This is a genomic window from Streptomyces sp. NPDC003247, from assembly GCF_042888135.1.
Lineage (GTDB): Bacteria > Actinomycetota > Actinomycetes > Streptomycetales > Streptomycetaceae > Streptomyces.
In genome coordinates this window covers 1-24792 of sequence record NZ_JBIAPF010000017.1, presented here as the reverse complement: position 1 = coordinate 24792, position 24792 = coordinate 1, and the positions used below count along the sequence as shown (strand labels likewise).

The window sequence follows — 24792 nt, the reverse complement described above, 5'->3', positions numbered from 1 at the left end:
TGTACGGCGTCCTGGGGGCCCTCGCGGCCCCGTCCCGCCCGTGCGGACCAGCGACTGCCACCCGGTCGCGGTCGTCGTCCGCGGTCACCGGGCGCGGGGCAGGGGCAGCAGCGCCCCCGCGAGATATCGCGCTGATCACGCCACCAAGGCTATCGCTCTCCACCGGGGGCCCGTCATGAGCCGTATGTGTACAAAACAGGGGCGGGAAGTTTGACGTTCTGCACAGCGGCGGGGCGGGGGGCCGTGTGTGAGGGGCCGGCCGCCGGCCGGCCCCCGCCCTCGGGCCTCAAGGGGAAAAGTCGACGCGCGGCCCGCCGCCGGGGCAACCTGAAAGCACCCCACCTCTTGGCAGGGCCGCCACCAAGAGGCACGTTGCTGCAAGAGCGCCCGCCCGAGAGGAGCCGTCCGTCATGACCGCGAAGATCCTCATCGTCACCGGCGACGCAGCGGAGTCCCTGGAGGTCCTCTACCCCTACCAACGCCTGCGCGAGGAGGGCTACGAGGTCCACATCGCCGCCCCCACCCGCAAGCGGCTCCGCTTCGTCGTCCACGACTTCGAGCCCGGCTTCGACACCTACACCGAGAAGCCCGGCTACACCTGGCCGGCCGACCTGGCCTTCTCCGAGGTCGATCCCGGCCAGTACGCCGCCGTGGTCGTCCCCGGGGGCCGCGCCCCCGAGTACCTGCGCAACGACCCCGAACTCCGCAAGATCCTCAAGTCGTTCTTCGACGCGGACAAGCCGGTCGCCCAGATCTGCCACGGCCCCCTCCTCACCGCCGCCACCGACAGCCTCCGCGGCCGCCGGGTCACCGCCTATCCGGCGCTGGAGCCGGACATGCAGACCGCCGGCGCCACCTTCCAGGACACCGAGGCCGTGGTCGACGGCACCCTGGTCTCCTCCCGCGCCTGGCCGGACCACCCGGCCTGGATGCGCGAGTTCCTCACCGTGCTGCGCGCGAAGGCACCGGCGGCCTGAGCCGCCCCCGGACACCACGGCCCCCGCAGCCACCACCGGCCCCCCGGAGGCACGGGTGCGGGGACCGTGGTGTCCGCGGGTGCGGTGCCTCCCGGAGGCACGGGTGCGGTGCCTCCCGGAGGCACGGGTGCGGTGCCTCCCGGAGGCGCCGCACCCCACCGGCCGGCGTCCGGTTCACGCGGCGATCCGCTCCGCCACCTCCACGGCCTCCGCCAGCGAGTCCACCACCGGCACGCCCACCTCCTCGAGGCTGGCCCGGCCGTGCGAGCCGCCGGTGTACAGCACGGCCCGCGCCCCCGCGTGCAGCGCCGCCACCGCGTCGTCGGCGGCGTCCCCGATCACCACCGTGTGCTCGGGGTCCACGTCCGCCAGCGCCATGAGGTGGCGCACCATGTGCTCCGCCTTGCTGCCCCCGGACGGCCCGGTCCGCCCGTCGACCCGCAGGAAATGAGGCTCGATCCCGAAACCGCGCACCAGCGGAACGAGCTCCTCGTGGACGTACATGCTCAGCAGCGACTGGCTGCGCCCCTCCGACCGCCACCGCGCGAGCAGGTCGGCCGCCCCTTCGGTGAGCCCGCACCGCACCCGGTGCTCGGCGTAGTACCGGTGGAAGACGTCGTCCATGAGTTCCCACTCGGCGTCGGTGGGCAGCCTGCCCATCAGCCGCTCGTAGAACTTCGGCACCGGCACGCAGTAGAGCGCCCGGTACCGCTCTATCGTGATCGGTTCCAGCCCCAGCTCGACGAACGCCGCGTTCGTCGCCCCGATGATCGCGTCGTTGTCGTGGAACAGCGTGCCGTTCCAGTCCCAGACGATGTGCGCCGCTGACTTCCCCATGTCCGCAAACGTACCCGCCGCCACCGACAATCAAGAGAGCCCCGGACCCGCGGCCGTCGGCCGGCCGGGCCCGGCAAGAGAGCGCGGGGCCCGTGGCCGTCGGCCGGCCGGGCCCGGAGGGGTCTCAGTGCCCGGGTCCGACCAGGTGGGGAATCTCCTGGGTGGCGAACCACAGCAGTTCGTGGTCCTCGGCGCCGTCCACGACGGACTGCGCGTCGTCGTCGCCGCCGTCCGCCGCCGCCAGCGCCCGGGCAGCGGCGGTCACGTCCGTCTCCGCGTCCGGCGCGTCGACGTGTACCGAGGCCGCCTTGGCCAGGGGCAGGGCGGCGGCCACCCGCACCTCGCCGGGCGCGGCCGGGTCGGCCCCCCGGTCGGGGTCGGCCGTGGCCGCGCCGTCCGGTACGTCCACGGCGACGACGACCCGCCGGCGCGGCGCGCCCGGGTCCGCCGCCAGCAGCCGCAGCGAGGCGAGCGCGGCCCGGCCGAGGGCCGCGTACTCCAGCTCCTCCATGTCGTCGGAGAGGTACCACTCGCACAGCGCGGGCGTGACGGCGTACGCGACGAGCGGCCCGGCCACCCCCAGCCGCCCCGTCTCGTGCGCCTCGGCGAGACCGGGGAGGGTCAGGGGGACGTAGACACGCATGGTGGGCCGCTCTTTCCTGGTCGGAGGCTCCGTTCGAGGCCCCGGGGAGGGCGCGGTCCGCGCCTCCGGAGCGCCTTCAGGATACGTGCGGGAGTCCCCTTTCGAGTCCCGGTCCGCGCCCCCGCACACGTCAGCCCCGAGCCCGCCGATTCACCCCACCCGCCCCGTCTTCCAGGGACTTTCCCTCCCCGGCCACCCTGATAGGTGAACCCGCACGCCCGGCCACCGGCACCCTCCGCCGCCTTGCCCTCACGCACCGCGACCCCGTACAAGATCCACAACAGGAAGTTACCGCCCGGTAGACGACCGGCCGGGCAGCCACCGAACGGGGACACCCATGAACAAGGTCATGACGAGGGCCCAGCACACCCCCGGCGCCCGGCCGCCCGGCGCCCGGCCGGCCGGCACGCGTCCGCCCGGCCGCCGTGACACCCGCCGCCCCGCCGGCGCACCACCCCGCTCCCCGAACGGCAGCACCCCCCGCACCACCCCGCGCCCCGAGTCCCCCGCCGCCCCGGCCCCCACCCCTCACCGGCACCTCCCCCAGCCCCCTCGGCCCCAGCCCCGCCCCACCGACCTCTTCGCCGACCTCCTCGTCGCCGTCCTCAGCGGCCAGCGCCCGGTCCACGCCATGCTCCGCCACACCCTCGGCCACGCCTACGACGACCTGGCCCACCTCGCCGAACGCGGCCCCCTGCGCACCACCCACGGCCTCCGGCCGGTCGTCCGCGACATCGGCTACGAGATGCCCCGCCCCGGCGCCATCGAGGCCTTCGCCCGCATCAGCGCCGGCGACCGCCTGCGCGCGATGGCCTTCCGCCTGGAACTGGGCACCGACCACCGCTGGCGCTGCACGGCCGTCGAACTGGGCGGCCCCCGCAACCCCCGCCCCACGGACGACTGACCCCGCCCCCTCCCGCACCGGCGACGCACGCACACGCAGAAGGGCCGGACCACCCCCAGGTGACCCGGCCCTCACGCCCTACGAAGCCTCAGCGGGCTCCTGGCGCCCTGCTCCTACTTCTTGCGGCGCCGCCCCGCCTTGGCCTGCTTGCGGCGCTCCGCACGCGTGAGACCGTCGGCCTCGGACCGCACCGGCTCCTCGTCGACGAGATCGCCCTCGATGGTGCCGCCCTCACCGTCCACCGTCGGCGCGGAGAAGTGCAGGTTCCGCCGCTGCGGCACGTCCAGGCCCTTGGCACGGATCTCGGGCCGCCCGCTCGCCTGCGCCGGAACCACGTCCTGCTTCTCCATGTCGACCGGCGCGGCCTCCTCGACCGGAACCTCCTCGACCTGCTGCTCCACCTGGACCTCCAGGTTGAACAGGTAGCCGACGGACTCCTCCTTGATGCCCTCCATCATCGCGGTGAACATGTCGAAGCCCTCACGCTGGTACTCCACCAGCGGGTCCTTCTGCGCCATCGCGCGCAGACCGATGCCCTCCTGGAGGTAGTCCATCTCGTAGAGGTGCTCACGCCACTTGCGGTCCAGCACCGACAGCACGACCCGACGCTCCAGCTCCCGCATGATCTCGGAGCCGAGCTGCGCCTCACGCGCCTCGTACTGCTCGCTGATGTCGTCCTTGATGGACTCGGCGATGAACTCGGCGGTCAGACCGGCCCGGTCCCCGGCCGCCTCCTCCAGCTCCTCGATGGTGACCTTCACCGGGTAGAGCTGCTTGAACGCACCCCACAGCCGGTCCAGGTCCCAGTCCTCCGCGAAGCCCTCGGCGGTCTCCGCGGTGACGTAGGCGTCGATCGTGTCGCCCATGAAGTGCTGGACCTGCTCCTGGAGGTCCTCACCCTCCAGGACGCGGCGCCGCTCACCGTAGATGACCTCACGCTGCCGGTTGAGGACCTCGTCGTACTTCAGGACGTTCTTCCGCGTCTCGAAGTTCTGCTGCTCGACCTGCGACTGCGCGGACGCGATCGCCCGCGTGACCATCTTGTTCTCGATCGGCACGTCGTCCGGCACGTTCGCCATGGACATCACGCGCTCGACCATCTGCGCCTTGAACAGCCGCATCAGGTCATCGCCCAGGGAGAGGTAGAAACGCGACTCGCCCGGGTCGCCCTGACGGCCGGAACGGCCCCGCAGCTGGTTGTCGATACGGCGCGACTCGTGCCGCTCGGTGCCCAGCACGTACAGCCCGCCGAGGTCCTCGACCTCGTCCTTCTCCGCCTTGACGGCCTGCTCGGCCTTCTCCAGGGCGGTCGGCAGGGCCGCGGCCCACTCCTCGATGTGCTCCTCCGGGTCGAGGCCGCCCTGCCGCAGCTCCGCCTCCGCGAGGTCCTCGGGGTTGCCGCCGAGCTTGATGTCCGTACCACGGCCGGCCATGTTCGTGGCGACGGTCACGGCACCCTTGCGGCCGGCCTGGGCGACGATCTGCGCCTCACGCTCATGGTGCTTGGCGTTCAGCACCTCGTGCTGGATGCCCCGCTTGCTGAGCTGCTGCGACAGGTACTCGGACTTCTCGACCGACGTGGTGCCGACCAGGATCGGCTGGCCCTTCTCGTGCTTCTCGGCGATGTCGTCGACGACCGCCTCGAACTTCGCCACCTCGGTGCGGTAGATCAGGTCCGACTGGTCCTTGCGGACCATCGGCTTGTTCGTCGGGATCGGCACCACGCCGAGCTTGTAGATCTGGTGGAACTCGGCGGCCTCGGTCATCGCCGTACCGGTCATGCCCGACAGCTTGCTGTACAGGCGGAAGAAGTTCTGGAGGGTGATCGTGGCGAGCGTCTGGTTCTCGTCCTTGATGTCCACCCCTTCCTTCGCCTCGATCGCCTGGTGCATGCCCTCGTTGTAACGGCGGCCGGCGAGGATACGGCCCGTGTGCTCGTCGACGATCATGACCTCGCCGTCGATGACGACGTAGTCCTTGTCCTTCTTGAAGAGCTCCTTCGCCTTGATGGCGTTGTTCAGGTAGCCCACCAGCGGCGTGTTCACCGACTCGTAGAGGTTGTCGATGCCCAGCCAGTCCTCGACCTTGGAGACACCCGCCTCGTGGATGGCGACCGTGCGCTTCTTCTCGTCGACGTCGTAGTCGCCGGTCTCCTCGAGACCCTTCAGCGGGTTGCCCGCCTCACCCCGCTTCAGGCGCGTCACCAGCTTCGCGAAGTCGCCGTACCACTTGGTGGCCTGGTCCGCCGGACCGGAGATGATCAACGGCGTACGGGCCTCGTCGATCAGGATCGAGTCGACCTCGTCGACGATCGCGAAGTTGTGCCCGCGCTGGACGAGCTCGTCCTTCGACCACGCCATGTTGTCGCGCAGGTAGTCGAAGCCGAACTCGTTGTTCGTGCCGTACGTGATGTCGCAGGCGTACTGCTCGCGACGCTGCGCGGGCGTCATGTTGGCGAGGATGCAGCCGACGCTCAGTCCCAGGAACCGGTGGACGCGGCCCATCATCTCCGAGTCGCGCTCGGCCAGGTAGTCGTTGACCGTGATGAGGTGGACGCCGTCCCCGGAGATGGCGTTCAGATAGGCCGGCAGCGTACCCACCAGGGTCTTGCCCTCACCGGTCTTCATCTCGGCGACGTACCCCATGTGCAGGGCCGCACCGCCCATCATCTGCACGTCGTAGTGACGCTGGCCCAGCACCCGCTTGGCCGCCTCACGCACCGTGGCGAACGCCTCCGGCAGCAGGTCGTCGAGGCTCTCGCCGTCGGCGTACCGCTGCTTGTACTCATCGGTGAGGGCCCGCAGCTCGGCGTCGGAGAGGTCGACGAAGTCCTCTTCGATGGAGTTGACCTGGTCCGCGATGCGGTGCAGCTTGCGCAGGATCTTGCCTTCGCCTGCACGCATGATCTTCGAGAGGACGGACACGGGGGTTGGTCTCCTTGCCGGTCGGGCCTGGGACGGTCGGTTTCCATTTGACTTACTGAGCAACGGCCATCGTATGCGAGGACCCCACCACGCCGGGAGGTCTGGCGTGACGAGGACCGCACGCCGCCGCGCGCGACTTCACGTTCGGCTTCGAAAAGGACAACGGCCGGGCCCCGCGGATGGTGCCGCCCCCCGCAGACGAATTGCGCGAATTGTGATCACCCGCTCACCCGCCGCAAACGCATGGCGCCCGCCCCCCGCCCCGCGCAGAATCGGCCGATGCAGTCCGTCACGCTCACCACCCACCGCCTGGTCCTGCGCCCGGTCGGCCCCCAAGACACCGAAGCCGTCCACACCGCCGCCCAGGACCCCGACATCCAGCGCTGGACCACCATCCCCTCCCCCTACCTCCCCGAGCACGCCCGCACCTTCACCGAGGAGGTCGCCCCGGCGGGCTGGGCCGACGGCACCCTGTTCACCTTCGGCGTGTTCCTCCCCGACGGCACCCTCGTCGGCGTCAACAGCCTCATGAGGCGCTCCCTGGGCACGGCCGAGATCGGCTACTGGGCCACCAAGGAACACCGCGGCCGCGGCTACACCACGGAGGCCGCCCGCACCGCCTCCCGCTGGGCCTTCACCGACCTCTCCGTCGACCGCGTCGAATGGCGCGCCGAAGTCGGCAACACCGCCTCCCGCGCGGTCGCCGAACACGCCGGCTTCACCCTGGAGGGCACCCTGCGCTCCGCCATCGACAACAAGGGGGTACGCCGCGACTGCTGGGTGGGCTCCCTGCTCCCGTCGGACCTGGGCCTGCCGTCGACCGCCCCGTACCTCCCGGCACCCACGAACGGGCCGCACCCCTGACCCGTCCCGGACGGCCCCACTGTCAGACCCACCCCCTATCGTGCGCACCATGACGACCCCGCGCGCGACCGCAGAGCTCTCCGCAGACGAAGCCCGCCGCATCGCCCTGCGGGCCCAGGGCTTCCTCGGCGCCCCCGACCGCAGAGCCGGCGTCCGCGGCGTCCTGCGCCACCTCGGCGCCGTCCAGCTCGACACCATCTCCGTCCTCGCCCGGTCCCACGAACTCGTCCCCTACGCCCGCCTGGGAGCCGTGGGCCGCGGCACGGTCGAGGACGCCTACTGGAAGCCGTCCCCCGGCACGTCCGCGGCACGCCCCCACGCCTTCGAGTACTGGTCCCACGCCGCCTGCATCCTCCCCATCGAGGAATGGCCCCACTTCGCCTTCCGCCGCCGCGCCTACCGCAACCGCCCCCACTGGAACCACCACCTCCCCGAGGGCACCTACGACCAGGTCGTCAAGCAACTGCGCACCGAGGGCCCCCTCACCGCGACGGAACTGGGCGGCGCGAAGCGGACCAGCGAGTGGTGGGACTGGTCCGGCACCAAGGTCGCCGTCGAACGCGCCCTGATGTACGGCGAGGTCGTCTGCGTCGAACGCCGCGGCTGGAAACGCGTCTACGACCTGGCCGAGCGCGCCGTCCCGGCCGACCTCCTGCACGACGAGCTCGACGACCGCGCATGCCTGCGCCGCCTGGTCCGCCTGGCCGGCCGGTCCCTCGGCGTCGGCACCCGCGCCGACATCGCCGACTACCACCGCCTCAGGGGCGACCAGGTCGACGCGGTGATCGCCGACTCCGGGCTGGTCCCCGTCACCGTCGAGGGCTGGGCGAAACCGGCCTGGGCCGACCCGGAGGCCCTGCGGACACCCCCGCGCGGCCGCCACCGCACCACCCTGCTGTCCCCCTTCGACTCCCTCGTCTGGGAACGGGCCAGGACCGAACGGCTCTTCGGGTTCACCCACCGCCTGGAGGCGTACGTCCCCCGGCAGAAGCGCATCCACGGCTACTTCGCGATGCCGGTCCTGGCCGGCGGCCGCCTCGTCGGCCGCGTGGACCCGGCCCGCGAGGGCCGCACCCTGGTCGTCAGGCAGGTCACCCTGGACGGCCCGAAGGCGGTCCCGGCGGTCGCCCGCGCCCTGGTCGAGGCGGCGACCTGGGTCGACTGCACGGACGTACGGGTGGAACGCGTCGACGCCCCGGACCTGCGCGAGCCCCTCACACACGAACTCGCCCGCGCTCTCGCCTGACCGACGGCGCGCCACCGGACCGTTCCATGTGCGACGGCGCCACCGGATCGCTGCCGGATCACATCGCTAGCGGATCTCGAGGATCTTCTCCCGCATCGCGTACACCACCGCCTCCATCCTGGAGTGCAGCTGAAGCTTCTCCAGGATGTTGCGCACGTGGTTCTTCACCGTGTTCTCGGAGATGAACAGCTCCTTGGCGATGTCCCGGTTGTTCATCCCCGTGGCGACGAGCTTGAGCACCTCCAGCTCACGGTCCGTCAGCCGGGGTGCGGGAACGAGCCGCCGCTCGTCGGTCCGCTGGATCATCGACTTGAACTCGGTGAGCAGCTTCGACGCCATGGAAGGGCTGATCTGCGACTGCCCGTCGGCCACGGCGCGGATCGCCGTGGCGACCTCGTCCGTGGAGATCTCCTTCAGGAGGTATCCGGTCGCGCCCGCCTTGATCGCGTCGTAGAGATCGGCCTCCTCGTCACTGATCGTCAACATGATGATCTTCGCGCTGGGGGCCACCTCCTTGATGGACGTGCACGCCTCGATACCACCGCGCTTGGGCATCCGCACGTCCATCAGCACGATGTCCGGCAGCAGATCGGCCGCCTTGTCCACGGCCTCGGCGCCGTCGCCCGCCTCACCCACGACCTGGATGTCCTCCTCGGCCGCGAGCACGATCTCCAGTCCGCGACGGAACAGGGCGTGGTCGTCCACGACAAGGACTCTGATCGGCTCCTTGCGGGGAGTGCCCGCGTCCGGGCCCATGCCGACGACGCCGTCGACGGCATCCCCGTCATGCATCGGTCCGAAGCTGTCCGCCATCGTTCCTCCCCCTGAAGGCTGTGGCCGTGGTCCAGTGCCATCGCCAACGCAAGGCAACGGCCCACCGGTTGAGCCGTTGCCGCCATGATTCCATGCCAGGACGACAACGGTGTGACAGAGCGGTGCGCGAAGGGGTCGCACACGGGTGCCCCTGGGGGCGCATACCAGCGCTCCAGGGGCACCCGCTCAGCTGTCACGGGACCGGGTCAGCCGCCCAGCGCGCCGCCCGCCTCGGGCGCGTGCGTCTGCGTGACCATCGTGTCCGTCCTGAGGTGGATCACGCCGTAGTCGTAGGCGTGGCGCCGGTAGACGACGCTGGGTTCCTTCGTCTCGGAGTCGACGAAGAGGTAGAAGTCGTGCCCGACCAGTTCCATCTCGTAGAGGGCCTGGTCAAGGGTCATGGGTGCGGCGACGTGGGTCTTCTCGCGCACCACGAGGGGGCCGTCGCCCTGCACCTCGAGCGAACCGATCCGCTTGGTGGGGACGCTCTCCGCCTCCTCGGCCGAGGTGAGACGGCCGGTGCCGTCGAGGGTCGCGACACCCGGGACCTGGTCGGAGACCTCCGCAGCCGAGATCCGGCGTGCGCCGCGCCGCGTGTAACGCTTGTCGTGCTGCTTGCGCAGCTGGGCGTCCAGCTTCTCCGCCGCCAGGTCGAGTGCCGCGTACGGGTCGCTGGCCGCTGCCTCCGCCCGGATCACCGGGCCACGGGAGCGGAGCGTGATCTCCACTCGGTCGCTCCGGTCGGCCTGTCGGGGGTTGGGCTCCTTGGACACCTCGACGTCGAGGCTCATCACCTTGCCGTCGAGCTTCTGGATCTTCTCCAGGTTCAGCTTCTCGGCCACGTGCTTGCGGAACCGCTCGGGCACCTCGGTCTTGCGGCCCTTGACGACGATGTCCACGCAGAACTCCGTTCCCGGATCGCTCCGCACCCACGGCGGAGCATCTCCCTTTTGCACCAGACTCCGGCGAGCACCGGAACCTCGGACTCGGTGACTTCCACCTCCTCCTCCCCCATGGGCGAGATCTCCACCCAGGTGCTGCGGGTGATTAACAAAAACCGCAGCACGCAGCACGGCATTCGCAATGGAGGGGTGTGGCCTGCGGCTTCCCTCACAACCGAACATATCTCGCCCGGACGGATGTCGTCACCCTCTACCGCGACGTACCTCCGTTCAGGTGAATTCACGCTCCTATTACCTGCAACGACTCAACTCCGTCGCCGGTTCCGGTTTATTTCGAAAGCGTCCGGCGGCGCTGCCACCACGGCCGCGCAGACCACCTGACCTGCACCGCCGACGCCGGCTGTCCCCGCCGGCACCCGTCCCGCACCTCCCTCCCGTGCTCCGGACGGCCGTACCTCTCTGCCTTCCCGGGTGACGCGCCCGTACACAGCCGTCGCGCCCTCAACCCGTGCCGGCCACCCGACCGCACCCGCCGGCCGGTTCCGCCCGGCCGACCCGGCCGACCCGGCCGGGCCTGTCGCACCGGCGACCCGTGCGGCGGCCGCGTTCTCCGTCTCCCGCTCCCGGGCCACCGCCGCACGCACGGCGCGCGCCGCCTCGGCCAGTGAGGCACCCGTCGTGACGAGGTCGTCGACGAGTACCACCGGACCGCCGCACAACACCCGCGCCCCACCGGGCACCACGGCCAGCGCGCCCACCAGGTTCTCGAGCCGCTGCCGGGAGCTCAGCACCGACTGGTCGGCCACCGCCCGCCGCTGCCGCAGCACCGCGGCCACCCGCACCGACGCCCCTGCCCTGCGCAACTCGGCGGCGGCCGCGAGGGCGATACGACGAGCCGGATCGTGCCCTCGGGCCCGGACGGCCCGGGGGGAGGAGGGGAGAGGGACGAGGAGGACGGCGGCGGGGGCGGTGCGGGGGATGGGACTGGGGCTGGGGCTGGGGCTGGTTCCGGCTGTGTTCTCTCCGGCTTCTCCGAGGGGTGGGGGCCCCTCCCCCTCCCCCAACCCCACCCCCACCGCCCCCGCCAGCGCCGCCCCCAACGGCCGTGCCAGGCCCAGCGCCCCGCGTTCCTTGTGTGCCAGCAACACGGCGCGTACCTCGTCGGCGTACCGGGCCGCCGCGTGCACGGCGGGCAGCCCGGGTGGTTCGGGGTCCGGCCGTACGCGGCGCGGCGCGGTTGCGCCGAGTGCGGTACGGCATTCGGGGCAGAGCACCGTACGGGCTTGTCCGCAGCCCGCGCAGTCGGCCGGCAGCACGAGCCCGGCCAGTTCCTGCCACCACTGCCGAAGGCCTTCCATGGGGACTACTGTGCCGGGGCGGGAGTGAGTCGACCACCCCTGTGGAAAACGCCTGTGGAAAAGTCCCGAAAGGCGGCGGGGCGGGAAACCGGCTCGAAAGAAACCGGCTCTACGAACAAATGGACGAGTCGTACGACCGATCCAGCTCAGCCGCGCACATGCAAGGCAAAGTCCTCTCGCGTTTCTCCGAGAACAACCACCCCCGCCGGAACACCGCCCTCATCCCGGATAGAACGCCACCGAAGCGGTCTCCTTCAGCGTCCGCCATCCGCTTCCTCCGGGCAGCCACAGCAGTCCGTCCTTGGAGGTGGCGAAGAGCGGGGCGTCGCTGTCCTCGGAGGCGGCGATGCTGGTGACTTCGGTGAGGCCGGGCAGGGTGCCGGTTTCGGGGATGGAGCCGTCGCACTGCACGTACTGCACCTGTTCGACGCCGCCGGTCTCGCGCCCGACGACGACGAGCCGGCTGTCTCCGGCCCAGGACATGGCGGTGACCTGTTCGAGGTCGGGTGTGGCGGAGCGCAGTTCCTGGACGCTGACGGTGGGCTGCGTTCCGGTCCGGTCGCGTTCGATGCGTCCGATGAGCAGGGACTGCTTGCCGTCCTTGTCCACGACGAGCGCGATGCGTGTTCCGTCGGCGGCGACCCGGACGGCGTTGATCCGTCCGTCCAGGCCGGGGGTGAGCACGGTGAGGGGCTGGCCGGTGCCCTTCTCCAGGAGGAGCAGCCGGGGGGCGGTGGGGTCGCGGTCGGCGACCCACAGGTCGCCCTGGGCGTCCCAGCTGGGTGTGGTGAGCCGGTCGGCCTCGGTCTTGCCCTTGCTCTGGAGGAGGGGTTGGCCGAGGGCGGTACCGACCGTGGTGGGGGTGACGTAGAGGGCCTTGCCGTCGAGGGAGACGCCGGCTGCGGTGTCCTCGTCGCGGGCCACGGCCACGGAGCGCAGCTCTTTGCTGCCGTCGCCGAGCGCTCCGGGCACGGTTTCGGCCCGGGCGCTGCCACTGCCGCTGTTGGGCATGCGGACGAGCCGGTGGCCGCCGTCGATGAAGTAGAGGTAGTCGGGGCTGTTCTCCGCGCCGCGGTCGGCGACGGCCGTGGCGCGGTCGTCGCTGAGGGTGCACAGTTGTCGGCCGCCGGCGCGCAGTTCGATCTCGTCGACGGCGGGGCTGAGGCTCTGGAGGGTGAAGAGCAGCTGGGCGGCCATCTCGTCGCACTTGCCCTGGCCTATGCGGGCGGCCTTGCCGTTGAGCGGCACGGTGAGTTTGTTGCGGTCGTCCAGGGTGAGCGCGGTGACGTCCTGGGTGAGTGCCGTGCCGGTGGGGAAGCTGGACCGGACGACGGGCTCCAGCCAGCTGGTGGGCCCGTTGAGCAGGGAGCGCACCATCTGGGTCATGGGGTCGACGCGTTCGCGGACGTAGACGGGGTCGGCGACGGCCATGGTCCGGCCGGCGCCCGTGGTGGTGGTGTTGGAGGCGAAGTAGTACTTGTTGACGGACATGAAGTTGCGCTGGAAGTCGGACTTGCCCATGACGATGCCCTGGGGGAGTGCGTCGATGCGCCACTGCCGGGTCTTCTTGTCGCGCGTGAGGTACACGGTCTGGCGGTAGTTGCCGGAGGCGGGTGCGTAGGACTGCTGGGCGTCGAGGGTGGCGACTTCGGTGCCGGTGAGTTCGAAGGCGAAGTCGTCGCCGTCGTCGCGGTCGCCGGACTGGACGACCTCGGTGCCCGGCCCGTCGGCGAGGACCGTCGTGGAGCTGTCGGGTTGCCAGCGTTGCGCGGCTTTGGTGGTGAGGTACTGGCGGGCGGTGGAGTAGCGCGGGTCGTCGCTGGTCAGCGCTTCGAGGAAGCCTTGGACGATTTCGGAGGGCGGGGCGTCGTCGCGGGGCGGCATGGCGAACACCCTCACCTGGGTGTCCTGGCGCGGGGTGGACTCGACGCCTTGGAGGTCCCCGCTGTCGGGCATGGAGGCGCAGCCGGCGAGCAGGACGGCACCGCAGGCGGCGTACGCCATCGCGCGCGCCGGCGTGCGCCGACGGCTCCCCCTGGGGCGGCCCGCGCCTACGGCAGGTGTTCCCTCACGGCCGGTGGGCACCGCAGACGGCACCGTACGTTCCCCCTCCTGGTCAGCGCCCACCACATGTCTCCCGTCGCGGTCAGCGCTCACGGAATGCCTCCCCTCGCTGGTCCGGGCCGGCGGGTCGTGTGCCCGTCCGCTCGGGTGTCTCCCCGTGTGCCGTCCCGGTGGCGGGTGGTTCGTCCGGTCGGCGGGTGCCGGTCGTGGGCCGGGGCACGACGCGTGCGCCGTTGCCGGGCAGCGCGGTGGGGTCGGCGGTGGGGGCGGGCGGGGCGGGGCGGGGGGTGAGCGAGGGCCGCTGTTCACCGGCCGCGGGCTGCACGGGCACGGTGGCGCTCTTCTCGCCCGCGCCGCGGGGCGGGCCGGTGTCGTCGACTCCGCGGTTGCGGCGCGAGTCCTTGGGTTCCAGGGGTATGGGGGAGCCTCGCAGCGGCTCGTCGGCGGTCCTGGGCAGGGTCAGCCGGAACTGTGAGCCGCCGCCCGGCTCGCCCCAGGCCTGGAGCCAGCCGCCGTGCAGCCGGGCGTCCTCCAGGGCGATCGACAGGCCGAGTCCGGTGCCGCCCGTGGTGCGCGCGCGTGCGGGGTCGGCGCGCCAGAAGCGGCTGAAGACGCGGGTGGCCTCGCCGGGCTTGAGTCCGACGCCGTAGTCGCGTACGGCGACGGCGACCGCGCCGCCTGCGGCGGCGAGCCGGACGACGACGTCCTTGCCCTCGCCGTGTTCGACGGCGTTGACGACGAGGTTGCGCAGGACGCGTTCGACGCGGCGTGCGTCGGCTTCGGCGATGACGGGCTGCTGGTCGCCGCGGATCCGTACGGTGGTGCCCTTGCGCTCGGCGAGCGGTGCGGCCCCGCTGACGACACGGCGTACGACTTCGCGCAGGTCGATCGGTTCGGCTTCCAGGGCGGCGGCGCCGGCGTCGAAGCGGCTGATCTCGAGGAGGTCGGCGAGGAGGGACTCGAAGCGGTCGAGCTGGTCGGCGAGGAGTTCCGCCGACCGTGCGGTGACGGGGTCGAAGTCCTCACGGGCCTCGTGGATGACGTCGGCGGCCATGCGGACGGTCGTCAGGGGGGTGCGCAGTTCGTGCGACACGTCGGAGACGAAGCGTCGCTGCATCCGGGACAGGTCCTCCAGCTGGTTGATCTTCAGCTGGAGGTTCTGCGCCATCTTGTTGAAGGCCTCGCCGAGCCGGGCGATGTCGTCCTCGCCGGTGACCTTCATCCGTTCCTGGAGGCGTCCGGCGGACAGCCGTTCGGCGATCCCGGCGGCCATCCGTACGGGGGTGACGACCTGCCGTACGACGAGCCAGGCGATGGCGCCGAGGAGTACGACGACGAAGAGGCCGGCGGTGGCGAGGGTGCCCTTGACGAGGCTGAGGGACTTCTCCTCCTGGGTGAGCGGGAAGAGGTAGTACAGCTCGTAGGACTCGCCGTTGGGGTCGTTGAGCTGTTTGCCGATGACGAGGGCCGGCTGGGACTCCTTGTCGTTGCTGTAGATGATGCGGGTGTAGCTCTGGGCGGCGCCGGTGCTGGTGTTGACGCGGGTGCGCAGGTCGTCGGGGACGCTCTTGTTGGGGTCGACGTAGCCGGAGGCGCGTGGTCCGCGTCCGCCGCCGCTGTCGTCGCCGGGGGGCAGGGTGACGACGTCGAAGGCGCCCTGGCCGCCACTGGAGAGCGACGACACGAGTTCGCTCATCCATTCGATGACGTTCTGGGACGTTCCGCCGTCCACGGCGCTGTCGTCGTCGGCGGCGGCGCTGGCGGCCTCGTCGGCCTTCTGCTTGGCGACGGCGAAGCCTCCGGTGGCCTGGCTCTGGGAGGCCTTGACCTTGGCGTCCAGGAGTCCGTTGCGCACCTGTCCGATGACGACGAAGCCGAGCAGCAGGACGACGCCGAGCGACATCAGCAGGGTGGTGACGACGACCTTGAGCTGGATGTTGCGCCGCCACAGCCGCATGACGGGCAGCAGGGGCCGGCGCACCCAGCGCAGCAGGAGCCTGAGGACGGGGCTGTTGCGGATCCCGCCGTGCAGCAGCCCTCCGTCGAAGAGGTGCCGGAGGCGTGGTCCGGCCGCCTTCCGGCCGACAGGCCGCCCCGGGCGGGCCCCGGACCGGCCGGGAGCCGAAGCGGCGCTGTCTCCGGACATGTCAGCTCGGTCCTGCCTTGTATCCGACGCCACGGACGGTCACCACGATCTCCGGCCGCTCCGGGTCCTTCTCGACCTTGGACCGCAGCCGCTGTACGTGCACGTTGACCAGGCGGGTGTCGGCCGCGTGCCGGTAGCCCCACACCTGTTCGAGCAGGACTTCCCGGGTGAACACCTGCCAGGGCTTGCGGGCGAGCGCGACCAGCAGGTCGAACTCCAGCGGCGTCAGCGCGATCGACTGCCCGTCCCGCTTCACGGAGTGCCCGGCCACGTCGATGACGAGGTCACCGATGGCGAGCTGCTCCGGCGCGGGCTCCTCCGACCTCCGCAGCCGCGCCCGGATCCGGGCGACCAGTTCCTTCGGCTTGAACGGCTTCACGATGTAGTCGTCGGCGCCGGACTCCAGCCCGACGACCACGTCGACGGTGTCGCTCTTGGCCGTGAGCATCACGATCGGCACCCCGGACTCCGCCCGGATCAGGCGGCACACCTCGATACCGTCCCGCCCGGGCAGCATCAGGTCCAGCAGCACCAGGTCGGGTTTGGCCTCCCGGAAAGCGGCCAGCGCCTTGTCGCCGTCGGCTACGAAAGACGGTTCAAAACCTTCACCACGCAGCACGATGCCGAGCATCTCGGCCAGTGCGGTGTCGTCGTCGACGACAAGGACTCGTCCCTTCATAAACGACATCATCCCATTCTCATAACGGTGAAGGTGGCGCAGGTGAGCAGCGTCACCGGCCAGTGACCTTAGTCGCACCGAACCGTCACTGTCTGCCCCCGTCCCCCGCCGCTGATGTCAGCACCGATGTCGGCCCGGCGGCCAGAGGATCGTTCCTCCTGGACAGGCCCTGCCACGTCCCCGGTCGCCCCCCCACGACTGCTGGGCGCAAGGGCCTGGTGTTGCCGTCAGGGGTGGGGGCCGGTGCCTCCGCACGCCCCGCACGCTGCCCTTCCCCCATGGCGGGGTCGTCGGCACGCTGAAAGCCCGGTCCGCAGGCCTGAGGCGCTCACGATGACAGTGACCGTGATCCTAGTAGTCCTCTTCGTCGTCATCGGCTTGACCGTGGAGTACGGCAGCCCGCTGCCTCCCGGGACGTGCGGTGTGTGCCGAGGAAGAGGTACGTGGTTCAAGGACAATTGCCCGACCTGCGGCAGATCGGGCAGGGTGCGCAGGTAACCGCGTGAGGCCGGCCGGCCCGGACGCTCTCGGCGCAGAGCCTCGGCGTCTCGAGACCGCCGCCTCGAGGTGACGCGGAGCGACGCGTTCACCGGCCGCGGCGGCAGGACCGTGTCACCGCCCGCAGGGGACCGGCACTGATCCACAATCGCCTTGAGCAGTCGCCACCCCCAGGAGGGACGACGCGATGTCCGAGGACAGGGGTCATTGCTGCGGCCCTTCACGGCAGCGTCCCGGCACAGCGGCGGCGGTGGCCGGACCACGCACCGGGACCTCGCCCGCGCTCACCGCGGAGAGCGGTCCTGCCCGGAACGGCATGGGTCGGGGTAGTACTGGTCGGCCTCGCCACCGAGAAAACCGTAGACCTCGTGTCTCCTCAGCGTGCGTTGAACACTGCGGCGCAGTGCCGAAGCGACAGCCCCCGGAAGGGCACCGACCACCATGAAGCACCGGCTGCGGCCCGAAGACCCCGGATTCCTCGAACGCGCTCCCTTCCGGCGAACCTGCACCGGCGAGCTGCCGGCACCGGCCGGAGCGGTCTTCGAGCAGCTCGCCGCCCGGCCGGAGAACTGGCCCCGCTGGTTCGCCCGTACGGAGGCCCTCCGACGAAGTGGACGTCGTCGGCCGGGGTCCGTGTCCGATGGTGGCGGCGTTCCGGCGCAGGCCGGGGAGGCGGGGCAGGAGGGGGAAGCTCGGGTGGCGGTGGTCGGTTCACCCTTCTTCAGGCCCCTTCACCATCGGACACGGAACCCAAGACCGGGACTCCCACAGCCGGACAGGCCGATTCCCGCCCAGACCGTCCCGTCGATCAGCCGGCCGTCACCCGGCGAGGCCGGGCGCACAGCTCGGCGAGGCCCTCGGCGGTCACCGGCGACACCACGCCGTCCTCCGTGACGATCGCCGTCACCAGCTCGGCCGGCGTCACGTCGAACGCCGGGTTGTACGCCTGCGTCCCCAAGGGCGCGACCGGAATCCCCCCGCCTGCACCCGCCATCGGCACCTGCGGCGCCGTCACCTCCGTCACCTCGAACGCCGGCCGCTGCTCGACCTCGATCGACGCCCCGTCGGGGGTGTCCGGGTCCACCGTCGTCACCGGCGCCACCACGATGAACGGCACGTGGTGGTAGCGGGCGAGCACGGCGAGCGGATAGCTGCCCACCTTGTTCGCCACCGAGCCGTCGGCCGCGATGCGGTCCGCCCCGATCAGCACGGCGTCCACCTCGCCGGCCGCGAACAGCGACCCCGCCGCGTTGTCCGTGAGCAGCGTGTACGCCATGCCGTTGCGGCCCGCCTCGTACGCGGTCAGGCGGGCGCCCTGCAACAGGGGCCGCGTCTCGTCCACCCACAGCCGCCGGAGCCGCCCGGCCCGGTGCGCGGCGAGCGCCACCGCAAACGCCGTCCCCTCCCCGCCCGACACCAGCGAACCGGTGTTGCAGTGCGTGAGGACCCGGTGCCCGCCCCCGGGCAGCAGCTCGTCGAGGAGGGCCAGTCCGTGCCCCGCCATCCGGGCGCTCGCCTCGGCGTCCTCCTCGTGGAGCCGGCGCGCGGCGGCCAGCGCGGCCCGGGCGCCCTGTTCGTGACCGCCGCCCTGGGCGAGCTCCGCCCGGTAGGCGGAGCGGGCCCGGCGCACACCGACGGAGAGGTTCACCGCGGTGGGCCGGGCCCCTTCGAGCGCGGCCGCGGCCTCGTCCACGTCGAAGCCACGCGCGGCGGCGAGCGCGACGCCGTACGCCCCGGCGATGCCGAGCAGCGGCGCCCCGCGCACGGCGAGCGAGCGGATCGCCTCCACCAGCGCGGACGCGTCCGTACAGACCAGTTCCTGTTCCTCGGCCGGCAGCCTCGTCTGGTCCAGGAGCACCAGTACCGGGCCTTCGGGTGGTTCCTCCCAGCGGATCGCCGGTATGCCGGTGGGCCGCTTGTGCTCGCCAGGTCGCGCGTACGGATCAGCCATGCCGTCAGTCTGCCCGTTATCCGGCGGACAATTGATGCTGTGCAGCCCCGACCGCGGCCGGTCCCTCGACGACCGGCCCATGGCACGATGGCTCCCGAACTGCCGCCGCGCCCGCGGTCGGGCACCGTGAAGGAGCAACGATGAACGACACCCCGGGCTGGGCATCGCCCGGATCCGCCCCGTCCGACGGACAGGAGCCCGGGGTGTCCCACCCTGCCGATTCCGCCGACCGACCCGGCGGTACGCAGCCCACGGACCAGCCGGCCGCGAACCCGCAGAACCCCGGCACGAAGTGGTCCGAGGAACAGCCGCCACCGGCCCCGTGGTCCGCGCCCGCAGGCCCCCGCGACCCGGCGCAGTCTCCCCCGCCGCCCCCGCCCGCCCCCGGCTGGGGCACCCGCCCGCCCGGCGCCCCGGGTCCCACGGGCCCCGGCGGATACGGCGGCCATGGCGGCTACGGCACCCCCGGCGGACACGGCGGCCATGGCGGCTACGGCGGCTGGGGTGCCGGCTGGGGCGGCCCTCCGCCCGCCGTCAAGCCCGGCGTGATCCCGCTGCGCCCCCTCGGCGTGGGCGAGATCCTCGACGGCGCCGTCTCCACCATGCGCGCCCACTGGCGCACCGTCCTCGGCATCTCCCTGACCGTCGCCGTCGTCATAGAGGTCGCCGTCGTCCTCGTCCAGGGCCTGTTCCTCAACGACAGCGCGAGCACGGCCGCCCTCAGCGACCCGTACGCCACCATGGACGAGAAGTGGCGCGCCATGGTCGACGTCGCGCGCGACTCGGGCGTCGTCTTCCTGATCGCCCTCGTCGGCAGCATCACGGCGACCGCGCTCCTGACGACCGTCACCAGCCGCGCGGTCATCGGCAGGCCGGTGACGACCGGCCAGGCCTGGCGCGACGCCCGCCCCCAGGTACCGCGACTGTTCGGCCTGGTCTTCTTCCTGATGCTGACGGCGGTCGCGATCGTCGTCGTGGGCGCCCTGCCCGGCGCCCTGGTGGGCGGTGCCGCCGGTGACGGGCTGTCCGCACTGGGCGTCATCGCGGCCCTCGTCGTCGTGGCGTGGCTGCTCACCCGCTTCTCGCTCGCCTCGCCCGCGCTGATGCTGGAGAAGCAGAGCATCAAGAAGGCGCTCGCCCGCTCCGCGAAGCTGGTGCGCGGCTCCTGGTGGCGGGTCTTCGGGATCCAGCTGCTCTCCATGATCCTCGCCAACCTCATCGCGACGATCGTGGTGGTCCCCTTCGCCCTTTTCGGTGCCGCCCTCGGCGAAGGAGGAATCTCCGCCTTCACACAGGGCGACACCGACCTCGGCTGGTCGTACCTCGTCGTCAGCGGGATCGGCTCGGTGATCGGCTCCATGATCACGCTCCCGATCACGGCGGGCGTGACCGCCCTCCTCTACGTCGACCTGCGCATCCGCCGCGAGGCCCTCGACCTCGATCTGGCCGACGCCGCCGGCATACAGGGCTACGGGACCGCCTCCCCCGCCACCCCGCCGCGGAGCTGATGCGGTGAGCCCGACGGGGGGAGTCCTCACAGCCCTGCCGGCACCGCCGGGCGGCCCGGTGCCCGCGACGGTGCCGCACGGCACGCCCGCCTCCGCCCCGTCGTCCCTCTCACACGCCGCCGACCGGGCCGTACGCGTACTGCTGCGGGCGGGCGACGGCCTCCCCGTGTCCTTGCGGAGCGACGAGCCGCCGGTGACCGTCCCCCGCGATCCGGCGCGGGAAGCGGCCCGGCGCGAGCTGTCCAAGGGGCTGTACCACGAGAACGACCCCAGCCTGTTCGAACGCTTCCTGAACGGCCTGTGGGACTGGATCGGCGACCTGCTCACCGCCGCCTCCACCGCCACCCCGGGCGGAGCGGTCGGCCTGGTCGTGATCGTCCTGGCCGCCGTCGCCGCCCTGGCCGCCCTCTGGTGGCGCCTCGGCACCCCGGGCCGCCGGCCCGCCTCCGCCGCCGCCCTGTTCGACGACCGCCCCCGCAGCGCCGCCGACCACCGCGCGGCCGCCGAGGCACACGCCGCCCAGGGCCACTGGACCCAAGCCGTCCAGGAACGCATGCGCGCCATCGTCCGCGCCCTGGAGGAACGCGCGCTCCTCGACGTCCGCCCCGGCCGCACCGCCGACGAGGCCGCCGCCGAGGCGGGCCGCTCCCTTCCGGCCCACACCGAGCGGCTGCACGCCGCCGCCCGCGACTTCGACGACGTCACATACGGCGGCCGCACCGCCACCGACCAGGCGTACCACCGCATCACCGGCCTCGACCGCGACCTGGACGACACCACACCCCAGGCCATCCACAGCAGCACCCCCAGCGCGGACCACCACACCCGCCCCGGAGCGCCCGCATGACGACCGAGGCCGCCCTCCCGTCCACCTCGGTCTCGCCCACCGCCCGCCACCTGTGGACCCACGCCCGAGGCATCGCCCTCGCCTTCGTACTCCTGCTGGCCGGTGCCGTCGCCCTCGCCGCCCTCCGCTCCGACGCCCGCCACGGCGCCCTCGACCCGCGCTCCGCCGACCCCTACGGCAGCCGCGCCGTGGCCGAACTGCTCTCCCGGCACGGCGTCGCCACCCGTGTCGTCACCACTCTGGCGGACGCCCGAACCGCCACCGGCCCGGACACCACCCTCCTCGTCGCCGACCCCGATCTCCTGACGAAACGCCAGCAGCGCCGGCTGCACGCGGCGACCACCGACTCCGGCGGCCGCACCGTCCTCGTCGCCCCCGGCAGCTGGTCGGTGAAGACACTCGCACCCGGCGTCGCCGCGGACCCCGCCGCCAGCCGCGAGTCCACCCTCTCCCCGGCCTGCGCCCTGCCCGCCGCCCGCCGCGCCGGCACCGCCGACACCGGCGGCATCCGCTACACCACCACCCTCCGCGACGCGGACAAGTGCTACCCCAGCAACCGCCTCGCCACCCTCCTGCGCCTCCCCGCGCCCTCCCGCGACGGCGACACCGTCGTGCTCGGCGCCCCCGACATCCTCTTCAACGACCGCCTCGACGAACAGGGCAACGCCTCGCTCGCCCTCCAACTCCTCGGCTCCCGCCCTCACCTGGTCTGGTACCTCCCCTCGCTCTCCGACTCCTCCGCCACCGCCCCGGACGACGAGAAGAGCCTCGTCGAACTGCTCCCCGCGGGCTGGCTCTGGGGCACCGTGCAGCTCTTCGTCGCGGCAACCCTCACCGCCCTGTGGAGGGCACGCCGACTCGGCCCCCTCGTGCCGGAGAAACTCCCCGTCGCGATCCGCGCCTCCGAAACGGCCGAAGGCCGCGCCCGCCTCTACCGCAAGACCCGCGCACGCGACCGCGCGGCCACCGCTCTTCGCTCCACGACCCGCACCCGCCTCGCCCCTCTCGTCGGCCTCCCCGTCGCCCAGGCCCACACGCCCGAGACGCTCCTCCCCGCCCTGTCCGCCCACCTCCACGGCGACGGACAGGCCCTGCACCCCCTCCTCTTCGGCCCGCCCCCCGGCGACGACCCAGCACTGATCACGCTCGCCGACCGACTCGACGCCCTCGAAAGAGAGGTACGCCGTCCATGATGGACCCGACCACTGACAACGCCGGGAAGACCGGGGACCCGGGCGACGCCCGCGCGTCCCTGGAAGCCCTGCGGGCCGAGATCGCCAAGGCCGTGGTCGGCCAGGACCCCGCCGTGACCGGCCTCGTCGTCGCCCTCCTGTGCCGCGGCCACGTCCTCCTCGAAGGGGTCCCCGGCGTCGCCAAGACCCTGCTCGTCCGCGCCCTCGCCGCGGCACTCGACCTCGACACCAAACGCGTCCAGTTCACCCCGGACCTCATGCCGAGCGACGTCACCGGCTCCCTCGTCTACGACGCCCGCACCGCCGAGTTCTCCTTCCAGTCCGGCCCGGTCTTCACGCACCTCCTCCTCGCCGACGAGATCAACCGCACTCCGCCGAAGACCCAGGCCTCCCTCCTCGAAGCCATGGAGGAACGCCAGGTCACCGTCGACGGCACCCCCCGCCCCCTCCCCGACCCGTTCCTGGTCGCCGCGACCCAGAACCCGGTCGAGTACGAGGGCACCTACCCCCTGCCCGAAGCCCAGCTGGACCGTTTCCTCCTCAAACTCACCGTCCCCCTCCCCTCCCGCCGGCACGAGATCGACGTCCTCACCCGCCACGCCGAGGGCTTCGACCCGCGCGACCTGCACACCGCCGGCGTACGCCCGGTGGCGGGCGCAGCCGACCTCGAAGCAGCCCGAGCGGCCGTCGCCCGGACCACCGTCGCCCCGGAGATCACCGCCTACGTCGTCGACATCTGCCGAGCCACCCGCGAGTCCCCCTCCCTCACCCTCGGCGTCTCCCCCCGCGGCGCGACGGCCCTGCTGTCCACCGCCCGCGCCTGGGCATGGCTGACCGGCCGCGACTACGTCATCCCCGACGACGTCAAAGCCCTCGCCCTGCCGACCCTCCGCCATCGCGTGCAGCTCCGCCCGGAAGCGGAGATGGAGGGCGTCACGGCCGACTCGGTCATCAACGCCGTCCTCGCCCACGTTCCCGTCCCCCGCTGATGGCGCTCACCGGACGCGCCGCCCTCCTGGCGGCCCTCGGCTCCCTCCCCGTCGGCGTCTGGGCACCCGGCTGGACGGGCATCCTCGCCGTCAACGCCTCCCTGGCCGCGGCCTGCGCCTGCGACTACGCCCTCGCCGCCCCCGTACGCCGCCTGCGCCTGACCCGCTCCGGCGACACCTCCGTACGCCTCGGCGACACCGCCGACGTCACCCTCACGATCACCAATCCGTCCGGCCGCCCCCTGCGTGCCCGCCTCCGCGACGCCTGGCCCCCCAGCAGCTGGCTGCCCGGCACCGAGTTCGCCGCCTCCCGCCACCGGCTCACGGTCCCCGCAGGCGAACGGCGCCGCCTCACCACCCGACTGCGCCCGACCCGCCGCGGCGACCGCCACGCCGACCGCGTCACCATCCGCTCGTACGGCCCTCTCGGCCTCTTCGCACGCCAGGGCACCCACACAGTCCCCTGGACCGTACGGGTCCTCCCTCCGTTCACCAGCCGCAGGCACCTCCCCTCGAAAGTGGCCCGCCTCCGCGAGCTCGACGGCCGCACCAGTGCCCTGACCCGAGGCGAGGGCACGGAGTTCGACAGTCTCCGCGCCTACGTCCCCGGTGACGACACCCGTTCCATCGACTGGCGTGCCACCGCGCGTCAGTCGACGGTCGCCGTCCGCACGTGGCGCCCCGAGCGCGACCGCCGCCTCCTCCTGGTCCTGGACACCGGGCGCACGTCCGCGGGCCGTGTCGGAGACGCCCCCCGCCTCGACGCCTCCCTGGACGCGGCCCTGCTTCTGGCCGCACTGGCCTCCCGCGCCGGCGACCACGTCGACCTCCTCGCCTACGACCGCCGAGTACGCGCCGTCGTCCAGGGCAGAACGGCCCGTGACTTGCTCCCGTCACTGGTCGCCGCGACGGCAGCCCTGGAACCGGAGCTGATCGAGACGGACGCCCGCGGCCTCATCGCCACCGCCCTTCGTACGGCCCCTCGCCGCTCGCTGATCGTGCTCCTGACGGCGCTGGACGCCGCCCCCATCGAGGCGGGTCTGCTACCGCTCCTCCCGCAACTCACCCGAGGTCACACCGTTCTCCTCGCTTCGGTCGCCGACCCCCGCATCGCCGGTATGGCTCAGGCCCGCGGCACCATCGATGCCGTCTACGAAGCGGCGGCGGCCGCCCAGGCCCAGACAGAACGTCACCGCACCGCCGAACAGCTCCGCCGCCATGGAGTCACGGTCGTCGACGCGCCTCCCGACGAACTGGCGCCGGCTCTGGTGGACGCTTATCTGTCCCTGAAAGCGGCCGGACGTCTATAACGCAGAAACGGGCTCTCGCAGGAGAGCCCGTAGTCCATGTTCTCGACCCTGAACGCAGAAATCCCCCGTGCCGTCCGGCACGGGGGATTTCTCAAAAATTGTTCGGCGGCGTCCTACTCTCCCACAGGGTCCCCCCTGC

At 72.1% G+C, this 24792-nt stretch carries 19 protein-coding genes; 9 read left to right on the top strand and 10 right to left on the bottom strand.

Annotated elements, in window-relative coordinates:
• The first annotated feature begins 410 nt into the window (after positions 1-410).
• Positions 411-977, top strand: a complete 567-nt coding sequence (locus tag ACFYWQ_RS38415; protein WP_389523792.1) for a DJ-1/PfpI family protein — start codon at positions 411-413, stop codon at positions 975-977.
• Positions 978-1151: 174 nt separating this feature from the next.
• On the opposite strand, the gene ACFYWQ_RS38410 is transcribed toward ACFYWQ_RS38415, so the two are convergent.
• Together ACFYWQ_RS38410 and ACFYWQ_RS38405 are read right to left on the bottom strand one after the other, a co-directional pair.
• Entirely contained in the window at positions 1152-1814 is a 663-nt protein-coding gene (locus ACFYWQ_RS38410; RefSeq protein ID WP_389523790.1) for an HAD family hydrolase, read from the bottom strand.
• A gap of 124 nt (positions 1815-1938) precedes the next feature.
• Positions 1939-2457, bottom strand: coding sequence for a DUF6912 family protein (locus ACFYWQ_RS38405; protein ID WP_389523787.1), 519 nt, complete (start codon positions 2455-2457; stop codon positions 1939-1941).
• A gap of 337 nt (positions 2458-2794) precedes the next feature.
• Between ACFYWQ_RS38405 and ACFYWQ_RS38400 the strand changes: the two genes are divergently transcribed.
• A complete protein-coding gene (locus ACFYWQ_RS38400; RefSeq protein ID WP_389523785.1) occupies positions 2795-3361 on the top strand; it encodes an Rv3235 family protein in 567 nt (188 codons plus the stop codon).
• A 113-nt stretch (positions 3362-3474) separates the two neighbouring features.
• Here ACFYWQ_RS38400 and secA read toward each other — a convergent pair whose 3' ends face one another.
• Entirely contained in the window at positions 3475-6285 is a 2811-nt protein-coding gene (gene secA, locus ACFYWQ_RS38395) for a preprotein translocase subunit SecA (RefSeq protein WP_389523782.1), read from the bottom strand.
• 279 nt (positions 6286-6564) lie between these two features.
• On the opposite strand from secA, the gene ACFYWQ_RS38390 reads away from it, so the two are divergent.
• Both ACFYWQ_RS38390 and ACFYWQ_RS38385 read left to right on the top strand, forming a co-directional pair.
• Positions 6565-7149 (top strand): GNAT family N-acetyltransferase, encoded by a 585-nt coding sequence (locus ACFYWQ_RS38390; protein WP_389523779.1) that lies wholly within the window; start codon positions 6565-6567, stop codon positions 7147-7149.
• 49 nt (positions 7150-7198) lie between these two features.
• Positions 7199-8395: a winged helix-turn-helix domain-containing protein gene (locus ACFYWQ_RS38385; protein ID WP_389523776.1), complete on the top strand. Its 1197-nt coding sequence runs from the start codon at positions 7199-7201 to the stop codon at positions 8393-8395.
• 66 nt (positions 8396-8461) lie between these two features.
• Here the strand turns inward: ACFYWQ_RS38385 and ACFYWQ_RS38380 are convergent, their stop codons facing one another.
• The 7 genes from ACFYWQ_RS38380 to mtnA form a co-directional block, all read right to left on the bottom strand.
• Entirely contained in the window at positions 8462-9208 is a 747-nt protein-coding gene (locus ACFYWQ_RS38380; protein ID WP_389523773.1) for a response regulator, read from the bottom strand.
• Positions 9209-9414: 206 nt separating this feature from the next.
• Positions 9415-10107, bottom strand: a complete 693-nt coding sequence (gene hpf / locus ACFYWQ_RS38375) for a ribosome hibernation-promoting factor, HPF/YfiA family (RefSeq protein WP_389523770.1) — start codon at positions 10105-10107, stop codon at positions 9415-9417.
• Between the two features lie 308 nt (positions 10108-10415).
• Positions 10416-11468, bottom strand: coding sequence for a ComF family protein (locus ACFYWQ_RS38370; RefSeq protein WP_389523767.1), 1053 nt, complete (start codon positions 11466-11468; stop codon positions 10416-10418).
• Positions 11469-11687: 219 nt separating this feature from the next.
• Positions 11688-13472 (bottom strand): LpqB family beta-propeller domain-containing protein, encoded by a 1785-nt coding sequence (locus ACFYWQ_RS38365; protein WP_389523764.1) that lies wholly within the window; start codon positions 13470-13472, stop codon positions 11688-11690.
• A 142-nt stretch (positions 13473-13614) separates the two neighbouring features.
• Positions 13615-15678, bottom strand: a complete 2064-nt coding sequence (mtrB, locus tag ACFYWQ_RS38360) for an MtrAB system histidine kinase MtrB (RefSeq protein WP_389523761.1) — start codon at positions 15676-15678, stop codon at positions 13615-13617.
• A 1-nt stretch (position 15679) separates the two neighbouring features.
• Positions 15680-16369 (bottom strand): two-component system response regulator MtrA, encoded by a 690-nt coding sequence (mtrA, locus tag ACFYWQ_RS38355; protein ID WP_187283109.1) that lies wholly within the window; start codon positions 16367-16369, stop codon positions 15680-15682.
• A 1294-nt stretch (positions 16370-17663) separates the two neighbouring features.
• Complete coding sequence (mtnA, locus tag ACFYWQ_RS38350) at positions 17664-18806, bottom strand: S-methyl-5-thioribose-1-phosphate isomerase (RefSeq protein WP_389523757.1); 1143 nt, start codon at positions 18804-18806, stop codon at positions 17664-17666.
• Between the two features lie 140 nt (positions 18807-18946).
• Between mtnA and ACFYWQ_RS38345 the strand changes: the two genes are divergently transcribed.
• Genes ACFYWQ_RS38345 through ACFYWQ_RS38325 form a run of 5 tightly spaced genes read left to right on the top strand, consistent with a single transcriptional unit; the run spans position 18947 to position 24653 of the window.
• Positions 18947-20314, top strand: a complete 1368-nt coding sequence (locus ACFYWQ_RS38345; RefSeq protein WP_389523754.1) for a glycerophosphoryl diester phosphodiesterase membrane domain-containing protein — start codon at positions 18947-18949, stop codon at positions 20312-20314.
• 4 nt (positions 20315-20318) lie between these two features.
• Complete coding sequence (locus ACFYWQ_RS38340) at positions 20319-21161, top strand: DUF4129 domain-containing protein (protein WP_389523752.1); 843 nt, start codon at positions 20319-20321, stop codon at positions 21159-21161.
• On the top strand, positions 21158-22354 hold the full coding sequence (locus ACFYWQ_RS38335) for a DUF4350 domain-containing protein (RefSeq protein ID WP_389523749.1): 1197 nt from the start codon (positions 21158-21160) through the stop codon (positions 22352-22354). Before ACFYWQ_RS38340 ends, ACFYWQ_RS38335 begins: the two co-directional genes overlap by 4 nt.
• Positions 22354-23343 (top strand): AAA family ATPase, encoded by a 990-nt coding sequence (locus ACFYWQ_RS38330; RefSeq protein WP_389523747.1) that lies wholly within the window; start codon positions 22354-22356, stop codon positions 23341-23343. The genes ACFYWQ_RS38335 and ACFYWQ_RS38330 overlap by 1 nt, the downstream gene beginning before the upstream one ends.
• On the top strand, positions 23343-24653 hold the full coding sequence (locus tag ACFYWQ_RS38325; protein ID WP_389523745.1) for a DUF58 domain-containing protein: 1311 nt from the start codon (positions 23343-23345) through the stop codon (positions 24651-24653). The genes ACFYWQ_RS38330 and ACFYWQ_RS38325 overlap by 1 nt, the downstream gene beginning before the upstream one ends.
• Positions 24654-24792 lie beyond the last annotated feature (139 nt).

Coding starts and splice junctions, on each gene's coding strand:
- ACFYWQ_RS38415 (WP_389523792.1), top strand. CDS start 411: ATGACCGCGAAGATCCTCATCGTCACCGGCGACGCAGCGGAGTCCCTG.
- ACFYWQ_RS38410 (WP_389523790.1), bottom strand. CDS start 1,814: ATGGGGAAGTCAGCGGCGCACATCGTCTGGGACTGGAACGGCACGCTG.
- ACFYWQ_RS38405 (WP_389523787.1), bottom strand. CDS start 2,457: ATGCGTGTCTACGTCCCCCTGACCCTCCCCGGTCTCGCCGAGGCGCAC.
- ACFYWQ_RS38400 (WP_389523785.1), top strand. CDS start 2,795: ATGAACAAGGTCATGACGAGGGCCCAGCACACCCCCGGCGCCCGGCCG.
- ACFYWQ_RS38390 (WP_389523779.1), top strand. CDS start 6,565: ATGCAGTCCGTCACGCTCACCACCCACCGCCTGGTCCTGCGCCCGGTC.
- ACFYWQ_RS38385 (WP_389523776.1), top strand. CDS start 7,199: ATGACGACCCCGCGCGCGACCGCAGAGCTCTCCGCAGACGAAGCCCGC.
- ACFYWQ_RS38380 (WP_389523773.1), bottom strand. CDS start 9,208: ATGGCGGACAGCTTCGGACCGATGCATGACGGGGATGCCGTCGACGGC.
- ACFYWQ_RS38370 (WP_389523767.1), bottom strand. CDS start 11,468: ATGGAAGGCCTTCGGCAGTGGTGGCAGGAACTGGCCGGGCTCGTGCTG.
- ACFYWQ_RS38365 (WP_389523764.1), bottom strand. CDS start 13,472: ATGGCGTACGCCGCCTGCGGTGCCGTCCTGCTCGCCGGCTGCGCCTCC.
- mtrB (WP_389523761.1), bottom strand. CDS start 15,678: ATGTCCGGAGACAGCGCCGCTTCGGCTCCCGGCCGGTCCGGGGCCCGC.
- mtrA (WP_187283109.1), bottom strand. CDS start 16,369: ATGATGTCGTTTATGAAGGGACGAGTCCTTGTCGTCGACGACGACACC.
- mtnA (WP_389523757.1), bottom strand. CDS start 18,806: ATGGCTGATCCGTACGCGCGACCTGGCGAGCACAAGCGGCCCACCGGC.
- ACFYWQ_RS38345 (WP_389523754.1), top strand. CDS start 18,947: ATGAACGACACCCCGGGCTGGGCATCGCCCGGATCCGCCCCGTCCGAC.
- ACFYWQ_RS38335 (WP_389523749.1), top strand. CDS start 21,158: ATGACGACCGAGGCCGCCCTCCCGTCCACCTCGGTCTCGCCCACCGCC.
- ACFYWQ_RS38330 (WP_389523747.1), top strand. CDS start 22,354: ATGGACCCGACCACTGACAACGCCGGGAAGACCGGGGACCCGGGCGAC.
- ACFYWQ_RS38325 (WP_389523745.1), top strand. CDS start 23,343: ATGGCGCTCACCGGACGCGCCGCCCTCCTGGCGGCCCTCGGCTCCCTC.